Source organism: Streptomyces sp. BI87 (assembly GCF_025957665.1).
Classification (GTDB): Bacteria; Actinomycetota; Actinomycetes; order Streptomycetales; family Streptomycetaceae; genus Streptomyces; species Streptomyces albidoflavus.
The window spans coordinates 5,051,238-5,063,538 of the sequence record NZ_CP110079.1 but is presented as its reverse complement, the minus strand read 5'-3'; the positions used below and the strand labels follow the sequence as shown (position 1 = coordinate 5,063,538).

Below are 12,301 nucleotides of genomic sequence, written 5' to 3'. Positions count from 1 at the left end.
GACCGCCCCGCGCCCGCACCGGTACAGTGACCGGGTCGTCGTCAGGACCGTGTGAGGGGAAGCCGGTGGGAATCCGGCGCTGACCCGCAGCCGTGAGCCGCCCGCGAGAGCGGGCCGGCGGAGCCGGAATGCCTCCTCGGACTCATGACCGGCTCACGCCGCCGGACCCCTCCGGCGGCCGGCACCGTCGAGGCATACGGAGCCGGAGCCCGGCGCCTTCGCGCGCCCGTGCCCGGCTTCCTTCAGGAGAGGGCACCCCACCCATGACCGTCCGTCGCAGCGCCCTGGCGCTCACCGCGCTGACCGCACTGACGGCGGCGTCGGCCGCCTTCGCTCCGGCCGCCGTCGCCGAGGACTCCCCCGCCCCCTCCGTCAAGAAGGTGCCCTCGGGCCTGTACGGCGACAGCGACCCGACCTACGACGGCGTCTACCGCCAGTCCCTCGCGCTGCTCGCGCAGCACACCGCCGGGGTCGAGCCGGCCGCGAAGGCCGTCGACTGGCTGACCGGCCAGCAGTGCGCGGACGGCTCGTTCGCCCCGTTCCGCGCCGAGCCGTCGGCCGACTGCGACACGAAGACTCCGGTCGACACCAACCAGACGGCCACGGCCGTGCAGGCGCTCGCCGCGCTCGGCGGCCACGACGAGGCGGTCGGCAAGGCCGTCGACTGGCTGAAGGCGGCGCAGAACGACGACGGCGGCTGGGGCTACACGCCCGGCGGCGACACCGACACCAACTCGACCTCGCTGGTGATAGGCGCCCTCGCCGCCACCGGCACCAAGGCCGGCGCGGTCACCTCGAAGAAGGGCAAGACCCCCGAGGACGCGCTGCTCGGCCTCAGCCTGACGTGCGCCGACGGCGGCGCCTTCGCCTTCCAGCCGGAGAAGAACGGCGACCTCACCGCCAACGAGGACGCCACCGCCGCCGGAGTCCTCGGCGGCCTCGGCTCCTCCCTCGTCGTCACCAAGGGCGAGTCCGCCGCGCAGACCGCCTGCGAGAAGCCGGCCGACGCCCGCGCGGCCGCCGCCAACGGCGCCGCCCACCTCGCCGACGTCCTCAAGAAGGACGGCCACCTGACCTCCGCCATGCCCGGCGCCGAGGACCAGCCCGACACCGGCAACACCGCCGACGCGGTCACCGCGCTGTACGCGGCCGGGCTGACCGACGCCGCGAAGAAGCCACTGGCCTGGCTGGAGAAGAACGGCCCCGCCTGGGCGGAGCAGTCCGGCCCGTCCGCCTGGGCCCAGCTCGTCCTGACCGCCCACGCCACCGGCACCGACCCGCGCGCCTTCGGCTCCACCGACCTGGTCGCCGGGCTGAACGCCACCGGCCCCGCGCCGAAGTCCGCGGAGGACACCCCCAGTGCCCAGGACTCCGCGAAGCAGGTGGTGGACGAGGACGGCTCGCAGATCAGCGTCTGGTGGATCGTCGGTGTCGGCGTGCTCGTCGGCGCGGGCATCGGCCTGATGATCAGCCTGCGCAACAAGTCCGGCCGCAAGTGACCCCCGGCCCCACCGCGTCCCGCCCCGCCCGCACCACCCTGCGGGCGGGGCTCGCGCTGCTCCTCGGCCTGCTGCTGGCCGTGCTCGTGGCGGCGCCCGCGCAGGCCGCCGGGTACCGCTACTGGTCGTTCTGGGAGCGCGAGGGCGCCACCTGGAGCTACGCCACCCAGGGACCGGCCCAGCTCCGCCCGGAGGACGGCTCGGTGCAGGGATTCCGGTTCGCGGTGAGCGCGGAGGCGGACGACTCCGCCGCGCCCCGCCCGAAGGCCGCCTTCGCGGAGATCTGCGCGGGCACCGAGGAGCGCGACGGGCGCAAGCGGATCGCGCTCGTCCTGGACTTCGGCACCACCGCCGACGCGCCCGGGGGCGAGCGCCCGCCGAAGGCCCGTACCGCCTGTGCCAGCGTGGCGGAGGACGCGAGTGCCGCCGACGCGCTGGCGGCGGTAGCCCCGCCGCTGCGGTACGACTCCTCGGCGATGCTCTGCGCCATCGACGGCTACCCGGAAACCGGGTGCGGCGAGCAGGTCTCGGGGGCGGGCGGACCGTCCGCCGAGGAGTCCTCCGACGCCGCCTCCCCCGGAAGCGAGGAGTCGGACTCCGGTTCCGCTTCGGGCGGGGGCGGTCCTTCGGCCGGGCTGCTCGTCGGGATTGGCGCGGTGGCCGTGCTGGGCGTGGCGGCCCTCTGGCAGTCCCGCCGCCGGCGCGGCTGAGCGGCTGGTCACGATGGCGCACGGCCCTCTCCAGCAGGCGCGCCGGGTACGCCCGGCGCTGCTCGCCCCGCTCGCGACGCGCTCCAACGCGCTGCACGCCGGGGCGTGGTGGCTGTGGGCGCTCGGGCTGGCCGCCGCCGCCTCGCGGACCCGCAACCCGCTGCTGCTCGCCCTGCTGATCGGCGTCGCCGGGTACGTGGTCGCGGCCCGCCGCACCAGCTCGCCGTGGGCCCGCAGCTACGGGGCCTTCGTCAAACTCGGCCTGGTCATCATCGCCATCCGGCTGCTCTTCGCCATGGTGCTGGGCTCACCGGTGCCGGGCACCCACGTCCTGTTCACCCTCCCCGAGGTCCCGCTGCCCGAGTGGGCACGCGGGGTACGGCTCGGCGGCCGGGTGACCGCCGAGGGCATGCTCTTCGCGCTCTACGACGCGCTGCGGCTGGCGACCCTGCTCATCTGCGTCGGCGCGGCCAACGCCCTGGCCAGCCCGGCACGGCTGCTGAAATCGCTGCCGGGCGCCCTGTACGAGGCGGGCGTCGCCGTGGTCGTCGCCATGACCTTCGCCCCGAACCTGGTCGCCGACGTCCGCCGGCTGCGCGCGGCCCGGCGGCTGCGCGGCCGCCCCGACCGGGGGCTGCGCGGCCTGTTCCAGGTCGGCCTGCCCGTACTGGAAGGGGCGCTGGAACGGTCGGTGGCACTGGCCGCCGCGATGGACGCGCGGGGCTACGGCCGGACCGCCGCCGTCCCGCCCGCCGTCCGCCGCACCACGGCCGCCCTCACGGTGGGCGGCCTGATCGGCGTCTGCCTCGGTACGTACGGTCTCCTCGCCGACCAGGGCGGCGGGTTCGGGGTGCCGGTGCTGGCGCTGGGTCTTGCCGCCGCGCTGGCCGGGCTGTGGCTCGGCGGGCGGCGGAGTGTGCGCAGCCGGTACCGGCCCGACCGGTGGGGGGTGCGGGCCTGGGTGGTCGCCGGCTCGGGGGTGGCGGTCGCCGCGCTCCTGATCCATCTCGGCTCACTGGCGCCGGCGCAGCTCAACCCGCCGACGGTGCCGCTGACCACTCCGGAGCTGCCACTCTGGCCGGCGGCGGCGGTGCTGCTCGGGCTGGTCCCGGCGTTCGTGGCGCCCCGGCCCCCGGAGTCCACGTGAGCGGCGGCGGAGTGGTGCGGGGCAGTGGGGTGGCGCGGTGGCAGGGCTCTCGTGGAGGTGCGGTGTGATCAGGTTCGAGGACGTGTCGGTGCGGTACGACGGCGCGCCGGAGCCGACGGTGCGTGGGGTCGACCTCACCGTCGAGGAGGGCGAGCTGATGCTGCTCGTCGGCCCGTCGGGGGTCGGCAAGTCGACTCTGCTGGGCGCGGTCAACGGCCTCGTCCCGCACTTCACCGGCGGCACCCTGCACGGCAGGGTCACCGTCGCGGGCCGCGACACCCGCTCCCACAAGCCGCGCGAACTCGCCGACGTGGTCGGCTCGGTCGGCCAGGACCCGCTGGCCCACTTCGTCACCGACACCGTCGAGGACGAACTCGCCTACGCCATGGAGTCGCTGGGCCTCGCCCCCGAGGTGATGCGGCGCCGCGTCGAGGAGACCCTCGACCTGCTCGGCCTCGCCGAGCTCCGCGACCGCCCGCTCGCCACCCTCTCCGGCGGCCAGCAGCAGCGCGTCGCGATCGGCTCGGTGCTCACCCCGCACCCCCGCGTCCTCGTCCTGGACGAGCCGACCTCCGCGCTCGACCCGGCCGCCGCCGAGGAGGTGCTGGCCGTGCTCCAGCGCCTCGTCCACGACCTGGGCACCACGGTGCTGCTGGCCGAGCACCGGCTGGAGCGTGTGATCCAGTACGCCGACCGGGTCGCCCTGCTGGCCGCCCCGGGCGCCGAACTGGTCACCGGGCTCCCGGCCGAGGTCATGGCCGTCTCACCGGTCCGGCCGCCCGTGGTGGCGCTGGGGGCGCTGGCCGGCTGGGACCCGCTGCCACTGACCGTCCGCGACGCCCGCCGCCGGGCGGCCGGGCTGCGCGAGCGGCTGGCCGAGGTGCCGGTGCCGCCGCCGGGCGGGGCCGCTCCGGCCGAGGCGCCGGGTGACCTGGCCGCGCCCCGGCGGGAACGCCGCCGGGGCCTGCTGCGCGGGCTCCTCGGCACGGGCCGCCACCAGCGCCCGGAGCCCGCAACCGACGAGCCGTACGCCCGGGTCTCCGGCCTGGCGGTGCGGCGGGGCCGGGTCGAGGCGCTGCGCGAGGTGTCGCTCTCGGTCGCCGCCGGGGAGACGGTGGCGCTGATGGGCCGCAACGGCGCCGGAAAGTCGACCCTGCTGGGCTCCCTGGTGGGCATGGTCGAGCCCTTCTCCGGCACGGTCCGAGTGGGTGGCCTCACCCCGCACCGGACCCGCCCGCAGGAACTGATCGGCCACGTCGGCCTGGTACCGCAGGACCCCCGGGACCTGCTCTCCGCCGACACGGTGGCCGCCGAGTGCGCCGCCGCCGACGCCGACGCGGCGGCCGAGCCGGGCACCTGCGGGGCACTCGTCGCCCGCCTGCTGCCGGGCATCGACGACGCCACCCACCCCCGCGACCTCTCCGAGGGCCAGCGCCTCACCCTCGCCCTGTCGATCGTCCTCACCGCCCGCCCGCCGCTGATCCTGCTGGACGAGCCGACCCGCGGTCTGGACTACGCGGCCAAGGCCCGCCTCGTCACCGTCCTGCGCGACCTGGTCGCCGAGGGCCACGCGGTGGTCCTCGCCACCCACGACGTGGAACTGGCCGCCGAACTCGCCCACCGCGTCGTCATTCTCGCCGAGGGCGAACCGGTCGCCGACGGCCCCACCGCCGACGTCGTCCGCTCCTCCCCCTCCTTCGCCCCCCAGGTCACCAAGATCATGTCCCCGCAGCCGTGGCTCACGGTCTCGCAGGTGGAGACGGCCCTGAGCAGGGCGGCGGCCGGTACGGGTGCCCTGGTCGTGGAACCGGGGCGTGCGGGGCCGGAGGGTGCGAGGCCGGAGATCGCGGGCTCAGCGGCCCCCGCACAGGCGGCCAGCCCCTCGGGGGCCACAACCCCGGAGGCCACGACCTCGGGCGCGCGGCTCCCCGCCCTCGGCTCCCCCGGGTCGGTGCCCCCGGGTGCCGGACCCGACGACCGAGCGACCACGGACCGCGCCCCGGCCGGGGAGAAGGACGCGGCGCGGTCCCCCCAGCCCACCGCCGACCGGAGCCCGACGCCGAACAACCGGCGGGTCGAGGAGAACAGCACGGCACGCACCCGCCCACGGACCGGCGAGGCACAGCCCCTGGGACAGGTTCACGAGGCCGCCTCGCCCGGGCGAGCCGATACGGGCCCGGCCCCAGAGGAGGAGGGCACGACCGCGGCCTCCGAGGACGACCAGGCAGGCCCAGCCGCCGAGGAACAGCGGTGAGCCGGCGCAGGGTGCCGGGCGGCCGGACCGGCCGGGACGCCGTGCTGGACGGTGCGGCGCTGGAAGGGGCGCGGCGCGTGCGGGGCGTCCGGAAGGCGTCGGCGGGCCACGCGACGGCCGACGGGGTGCAGCGGCAGGCGCGGGCGGTGCGGATCGGGCTCCGGTCGGCGCTGACGCTGGTGCTGGTCAGCGCCGTCGGTGTGGCGGCCTTCGGGTGGCCGTTGCTGGCCGCGCCGGACTCGGGGCTGGCGCACGCCCAGGACGCTCCGTGGCTCTTCGCCGCCCTGCTGCCGCTGCTGCTGGCGGTGGTGGTCGCGACCCTCTCGGACAACGGGGTCGACTCCAAGGCCATCGCCATGATCGGCGTGCTCGCGGCGGCGGGGGCGGCGCTGCGGCCGCTGGGCGCGGGGACGGCGGGCATCGAGCCGATGTTCTTCCTGATGGTGCTCTCGGGCCGGGTGCTCGGGCCGGGGTTCGGGTTCGTCCTGGGCGCGCTGTCGATGTTCGCCTCGGCGCTGCTGACCGGCGGGGTCGGCCCCTGGATGCCGTTCCAGATGCTCTCCATGGGCTGGGTCTGCATGGGCGCGGGTCTGCTGCCGGGCCGCGACACCCTGCGGGGCCGCGGCGAACTGCTGCTCATCGCGGCCTACGGGGCCGTCGCCTCCGTGCTGTACGGCACGGTCATGAACCTCCAGGGCTGGACCTACCTGGGCGGCCTGTCGACCGGCGTCTCCTTCGTTCCGGGCGACCCGGTCGCCGACAACCTGGGCCGCTTCCTCGTCTACTGCCTCGCCACCTCGCTGGGCTGGGACCTGCCGCGCGCCGCACTCACGGTGGTGCTGGCGCTGACACTGGGCCCCTCGGTCCTGCGCGCCCTGCGCCGGGCCACCCGCAGGGCCGCCTTCGACACCCCGGCACGGTTCGCCGGCCCCGGACCGGCGAGGGCGCCTCAGGGTGACGACGCGTCCGCGCAGAGCGGCGAAACGGCCGCCACTTCCCGGAGGAACCAGGACGAAACCCCCGGATCCTCGTAGTCGACACCCGACCCAGCGTGAGAACGCGGGGGTGCGCGGGTGAGCCGCCCCACGGCCCCTCCGGCCTCCCCTACGCCCCTTAGTAGCCAGACGGCCCGCCTGCACCCCCGGCCAGGCGCTCCCCACCTGCACAAATCCCCAAACTATCCGAAAGAGACTTTTCCCCCTCCTCCGAGAATCCGTAGTAAATGGGGGCATTGCCAGGCGAACGGCACCCCGGCTATCACTGGTGACGTCGCCGAACGCACCGGCCGGAACGCACTCCTGCGAACCGTTCCCGGGCAGCGGACGACAGCCCTGATCCCCGTTGGAAGGTTCTCCTTTGTCCTTCGTCATGATGCGTCGCCTGGCCACCCCGAAGAAGATCGCTGTGGGCACCGCCCTCGCCGCCTCCGCGGCCGGCCTCGCCTTCACCGCAGCTCCGGCCCAGGCCGCCGAAGGATCGCCGCAGGCCATCGCCCAGCAGATGATCGGGGACGATGCGCAGTACCAGGCGTTCAGCAACATCGTCGAGCGTGAGAGCGGCTGGGACCCGCACGCCACCAACGACTCGTCCGGCGCCTACGGCCTGGTCCAGGCCCTGCCGGCCAACAAGATGGCCTCCGCCGGCTCGGACTGGAAGTCCAACCCCGCCACCCAGATCGAGTGGGGCGTGAACTACATGAACGACCGCTACGGCAGCCCGGCCGCCGCCTGGGACTTCTGGCAGGCCAACGGCTGGTACTGAGCCGGCCCGCACTGAGCCATCCCCCTCCGGCTCCCGCGCCACCCCGGTGGCGCCCCGGTCCCCCACACCGGGTCCCCCACGCCGGACCCGAAGGGCGGTATCCCCCACCGAGGGATACCGCCCTTCGGCATGTCCGGGAACGGACTGCTCCCCCTCCTGCGTGTCACCCTCACCCCGGGCTCGGCACCCGGTCCCCCTCCCCCGCCGCCTCAGGTTCGGCGCCCCGGGCCCCTTCCTCCGCCACGACCTCAGCTCCCGGCCGCGGCCCGGTCGCCGCCTCGGGCGCGGAATCCGCCGACGGGCCCGCCTCCGTGCGCGGCCGGGCTCCCGCCAGGACGTGGACCAGGCCGAAGCCCGCGGCCACGACCGCCGCCCCGCCGACGGCGTCGAGCACCCAGTGGTTGGCCGTGCCGACGATCGCGCAGACGGTGAAGAAGGGATGCAGCAGCCCCAGCAGCTTCATCCAGAGTCTCGGGGCCAGCGCCACCACGACCACCCCGCACCACAGCGACCAGCCGAAGTGCAGCGAGGGCATCGCCGCGTACTGGTTGGTGAAGGCGGTCAGCGAGCCGTAGTCCGGCTGGCTGAAGTCCTGGACGCCGTGGACCGTGTCGACGAACCCCAGCTCCGGCATGAGCCGGGGCGGCGCCAGCGGGTAGAGCCAGAAGCCGAGCAGGGCCAGCACGGTGGCGAAGCCCAGCGCCGTCCGCGCCCACCGGTAGGCGTCGGGTCTGCGGACGTACAGCACGCCGAGCACGGTCAGCGGGATCAGGAAGTGGAAGGAGGTGTAGTAGAAGTTGAGGAAATCCTCCAGCCACCCGGTGCGCACCACGGCGTGGTTGACCCAGTGCTCGATGTCGAGGAAGAGGAACTGCTCGACGGCGTGGATCTGCTCGCCGTGCGCCTCGGCGGTGCTCCGGCTGCCGGCCGCGGCCATCCGCACCTGGGAGTACGCGGAGTAGCCGACCCGGATGAGCAGCAGCTCCAGGAGGAGGTTGGGCCGGGTCAGCACCCGTCTCCAGAAGGGCAGCAGCGGCACCCAGCTCAGCTTCGAGGGGCCGGGCGGGGCGTGGACAGCCGGGCGGGGCCGGGCGAACTCCTCCTCGGCACGGCTCAGGAAGGGCACGCAGCAGGCGGCCGCCACGGCGGTGAGCAGCAGGATGTTGTCCCGCACCGGGAAGAGCAGTTCCAGGTTGGGCAGGATCATCTTGGCGGGCAGGGTCATCACCAGGACCACGGCGACCGGCCAGACGTACCGGTCGGAGGCTCTGCGGCCCGCCCGTCCGGCCACGGTCAGCAGCACCCAGAGCAGTTGGTGCTGCCAGGAGACCGGGGCGACGGCCACGGCCACGCAGCCGGTGACGGCGACCGCGAGCAGCACCTGCCCGTCCCCGGCGTACCGCACCGCCCGCCGCAGTCCGGCGTAACCGACCACCCCGGCCAGGGCGAGCAGGAGCAGCAGGGCGACCGGGCCGCTCAGCCCGAGCCGCAGGACCAGCCCGTGCAGCGACTGATTGGCCACGTCCGCCGGGTCGCCGAGGCCGAACCCGGCCGGGTGCCGGAGCCAGTAGGCGGCGGAGTCCTGGGGCAGGGCGGCCCACGCCACGGCGGCGGCCACGGCGAAGGTGCCGAGGGTCCACCCCGCCTCGCGGCGGCGGCCGGTGCACCAGAGGAGCACGGCGAAGAGGAGCAGGGCAGGCTGGAAGGCGGCGGCCACGCCGATCAGCGCGCCCCGGGCACGGGGGTCCTGAGCCACGCAGCAGCCGAGGAGCACCAGCAGGACGGGCAGGACGCTGGTCTGGCCGAGGAAGAAGGTGTTGCGGACCGGCAGCGAGAGGAGGAGCAGCGCCACCGCGACCGGCACCGCGAGCAGCACCGTCCGCCCCTGCACGGGCCGGGGCAGCGCCCGGGCGGCGACCACGCCGACCGCCACGACCAGCAGCAGCGTCCCGCACGTCCAGCCGACTCCGAGCCCCTGCTCACCGGCGCGCTTCAGCGGGCTGAGCACCAGGGCGGCGAAGGGCGTGCCGGAGTAGCCGCCCTCCGCGTACAGCTCGCCGGGCTGCCGGGCGCCGCCGAAGGCCGCCCAGGCCCCCAGGTCGAGGAAGCGTTCACCGGGCGGCAGGCGCAGCAGCGTCACCAACTGCCGTACGCCGAGGACCGCCACGACCAGCCACAGCAGGAGCCGGGCGGTGCCCGCTCCGCCGCCTCCGGCCACGGGGCCCGCCCCGGCCGTCGCGAGGCCGCCGCCCGCTCTCTTCACGTCCACCACGCTCCGTCGCCTCTTCCGCCGCTCACCGCTCCGTAGGCTCGTCCGTCCCCGGCGCGTCCCGGTACCCCTCGGTCCCGCCTCACAGGACCGCGCAACCGGCGGGCGGGTTGTGCCGCTCCGCCCGTCCGCCCGGCATCGCGCCTCACCAGGGCCCCTGGTCGCCGTCGTCCTCCGCCCCGGAACCCGGGTCCTCGGGTATGCCGGACTGCCAGGCGGTGAAGAGGGGGAGCGTGCCGGAGCCGTCGAGCACCGTGAGGCCGAACGGGCGGTCGAAGACGAGAGGTTCGAGGCGGTCGGGCGGGGGCGCGCCGAGCCGCATGGCGACGGCGGTCACCGCGGCGGCCTCCACGCCCCGCTCGGCCACCCGCACCACGGCTTCCTGGACCACCTGCGACAGCGCGAGCGGGACGGGGGAGAGTCCGCCGAACTCCGCCGCGTCGGTCAGTGCCCTGGGGGCGCCGAGCGCGGCCACGTCCCCGGTGGCGTCGCGCGTCGTCCGGAGGGTCAGGCGCGGCAGGGCGACGGCCACCAGGTCGGCGTCGACCGGGGTCCGCCCGGCGGCGGGCGCCCAGGTGGCGGCCAGGACGTCGGCGGGCCGGGCGTCGCACGGGCCGAGGGCGAAACGGACCCGGGCGGGCCGCTGCCCTGGGTCCGGGGAGAGGCAGGCCAGGTCGAGGACGCGTACCCCGTCGGGGGTGGTCCAGGACTGGGTGGCCGGGAAGTTGCGGTGCATGGTGGGGACCGCGCGGGTCGTGCCGTCGGCGGCGGTGAACGGGCGGGAGTGCGTGGCCGAGCCGGAGAAGGGGTCGGCCCAGCGGGCCTTCAGCACCAGCGCGTCCGCCAGGACGAGCGGGGTCGCGTCGGTGATCTCCAGGGGCAGCCCCGGCACCATCCCGTCGGTGGCCTCACGCACCCAGGCGTCGACCGCTGCCGGGTCCATCGGGCCGCACTCGACGCCGGGCAGCGCGGCCACGTACTCCGGTTCCAGGGGGACCCGGCTCCAGATCCCGGTGGCGTGGCGCAGGGCGCCGGTGGCGTCCAGCGTGGCGGCGATCCGGGCCACCGCGCGGGCCGCCGTGGCCCGGTCGGCCCCGAGCAGACGCCCGAGTTCGGCCGCCGTGCTGCCGCGCGCGCCCACCGAGAATGCGGCCAGCGCCATCCAGAGGCCGACCGGGGAGAGGACGAAGTCGCCGTGGCCCGCCCGTGGCAGCCAGCGCTCGGCCAGCTCCCGCACCCCGCGCGCCCACCGCGTCGTCTCACTCTCGGGGCACCCCGGCGGCCGCTCCCCCGCCCGGGCCGCCCCGCCCGTCCCTCTCGCCGTCCACCTCATGCCGCTCCCCCTTCGCTCCGCCGGCCCGCGGACCCGTCCGCACACCGCCCGTGCCGCCTGGCGTCGCGGTCGGCCGATGCCGCCCGCGATCTGTGGACCAGTATGAGACCCGTCACTGACAGTCACCACCGTCGGCGCCGCCCGATGCCGTCCGGCCCGCCCTGCCGGCCCGTTCCGGACAGTACGGGCCAGGCTCTGTGAGCGCCCCCGCGCGGACCGCACCCGACGGCCGCACGGGCGCGGTGTCCGGCTTGTCGTGCCGGTGCGGCAGGATGGGCGTCATGAGTATCGTGAAGATCAATGTGCTCGAGGTCCCGGCCGAGCAGCGCGAGGTCCTGGAGAAGCGCTTCGCCTCCCGCGCGGGCGCGGTGGAGAACTCCGACGGTTTCGAGTGGTTCGAGCTGCTTCGTCCGGTCGAGGGGACCGACCAGTACCTCGTGTACACCCGCTGGCGTGACGAGGCCGCGTTCCAGGCGTGGATGGAGGGCCCGATGAAGGCGGCCCACCAGCAGGGCCGCCCCGGTGGCGACTCCGCGCAGGGCGAGGCGCCGCAGGGCGAGCGCCCGCGTCCGGCGGCCTCCGGTTCCACCCTGTGGTCCTTCGACGTGGTCCAGCAGGCGGCCCCGAAGCAGTCCTGACCCCCGGCCCGGGCTCCGGCGGGCGGCGGGCGGCGGGACCGCGACACCCGGCCCACCGCCCGCGGTGCCGGGCGGCGGCTCTCACGGGCGGAAAAGGCGGGGCGGTGTCCCGGCCCGCGCACCACAATGCCCCCATGACCGCACTCACCCCCTGGACCATGGCCCCGGTGGCCTCGGGCCCGTGGACCGTCGCTCCCGAACCGCCCGGCTCGCCCGACGCCCGAGCGCTCTGGACCGCGTACTACACAGAGGTGAGCGACCGGTGGTTCCGGCTCCACCGGGGGAGTGACACGCCGCCCGGCGAGCTGGCGCGTGGCATCGCGGCCGACGACGGGCCGGAGCAACTGGTGGCGCCGCGCGGCCTGCTGCTGGTGGCGCGGCTGGCGGGCAGGGCGTCCGGCATGGCCGGTCTGGCGCTGCTGGAGCCCGGGACCGCCGAGGTCCGGCGGGTCTTCGTCCACCCGTCGGCCCGGGGCCGGCGCGGCGGCTCCGCGCTGATGGCGGCGGTCGACGCGGCCGCCGGTGCCCTGGGCGCGGCCCGGCTGGTCCTGGACACCCGTCACGACCTGGTCGAGTCGCACCGCCTGTACGAACGGCACGGCTTCACCCGCACCGAGGCGTACAACGAGGGTCCGTACGCGGAACGCTGGTACACCAAGCGGCTGGCCCCCGCAGCGGGCTGACCCGGCC

At 75.8% G+C, this 12,301-nt stretch carries 9 protein-coding genes, 1 pseudogene and 1 riboswitch; of the genes and pseudogenes, 8 read left to right on the top strand and 2 right to left on the bottom strand.

The features are described from left to right. Positions 1-15 precede the first annotated feature (15 nt). Positions 16-155, top strand: a riboswitch (cobalamin riboswitch). A gap of 108 nt (positions 156-263) precedes the next feature. The 6 genes and pseudogenes from OIM89_RS22585 (at position 264) to OIM89_RS22560 (ending at position 7,371) form a co-directional block, all read left to right on the top strand. After that, positions 264-1,499, top strand: coding sequence for a prenyltransferase/squalene oxidase repeat-containing protein (locus tag OIM89_RS22585; protein ID WP_030698443.1), 1,236 nt, complete (start codon positions 264-266; stop codon positions 1,497-1,499). Beyond that, complete coding sequence (locus OIM89_RS22580; protein ID WP_030698442.1) at positions 1,496-2,209, top strand: SCO2322 family protein; 714 nt, start codon at positions 1,496-1,498, stop codon at positions 2,207-2,209. The genes OIM89_RS22585 and OIM89_RS22580 overlap by 4 nt, the downstream gene beginning before the upstream one ends. A 13-nt stretch (positions 2,210-2,222) precedes the next feature. Then, the gene (locus tag OIM89_RS22575) at positions 2,223-3,356 is read left to right on the top strand and encodes a CbiQ family ECF transporter T component (protein WP_030698441.1); all 1,134 of its coding nucleotides are present in this window, start codon (positions 2,223-2,225) and stop codon (positions 3,354-3,356) included. A 64-nt stretch (positions 3,357-3,420) separates the two neighbouring features. Beyond that, positions 3,421-5,136, top strand: a pseudogene (locus tag OIM89_RS22570) (ABC transporter ATP-binding protein); the annotation flags it as partial. Positions 5,137-5,687: 551 nt separating this feature from the next. After that, positions 5,688-6,644 carry an ECF transporter S component gene (locus OIM89_RS22565; protein ID WP_226965618.1) on the top strand — a complete coding sequence of 319 codons (957 nt, stop codon included), beginning with the start codon at positions 5,688-5,690 and terminating at the stop codon, positions 6,642-6,644. Positions 6,645-6,978: 334 nt separating this feature from the next. Next, positions 6,979-7,371, top strand: coding sequence for a transglycosylase SLT domain-containing protein (locus tag OIM89_RS22560; protein ID WP_372587984.1), 393 nt, complete (start codon positions 6,979-6,981; stop codon positions 7,369-7,371). A gap of 169 nt (positions 7,372-7,540) precedes the next feature. Here the strand turns inward: OIM89_RS22560 and OIM89_RS22555 are convergent, their stop codons facing one another. Both OIM89_RS22555 and OIM89_RS22550 read right to left on the bottom strand, forming a co-directional pair. Continuing rightward, positions 7,541-9,634 carry a bifunctional glycosyltransferase 87/phosphatase PAP2 family protein gene (locus tag OIM89_RS22555; protein ID WP_226965619.1) on the bottom strand — a complete coding sequence of 698 codons (2,094 nt, stop codon included), beginning with the start codon at positions 9,632-9,634 and terminating at the stop codon, positions 7,541-7,543. Positions 9,635-9,785: 151 nt separating this feature from the next. Beyond that, a complete protein-coding gene (locus OIM89_RS22550) occupies positions 9,786-10,877 on the bottom strand; it encodes a serpin family protein (RefSeq protein WP_264491802.1) in 1,092 nt (363 codons plus the stop codon). 377 nt (positions 10,878-11,254) lie between these two features. Here OIM89_RS22550 and OIM89_RS22545 point away from each other — a divergent pair, with 377 nt between their 5' ends. Beyond that, positions 11,255-11,611 carry an antibiotic biosynthesis monooxygenase family protein gene (locus OIM89_RS22545; RefSeq protein WP_003947822.1) on the top strand — a complete coding sequence of 119 codons (357 nt, stop codon included), beginning with the start codon at positions 11,255-11,257 and terminating at the stop codon, positions 11,609-11,611. Positions 11,612-11,745: 134 nt separating this feature from the next. Continuing rightward, positions 11,746-12,294 carry a GNAT family N-acetyltransferase gene (locus tag OIM89_RS22540; protein WP_195731094.1) on the top strand — a complete coding sequence of 183 codons (549 nt, stop codon included), beginning with the start codon at positions 11,746-11,748 and terminating at the stop codon, positions 12,292-12,294. Positions 12,295-12,301: the final 7 nt, after the last annotated feature.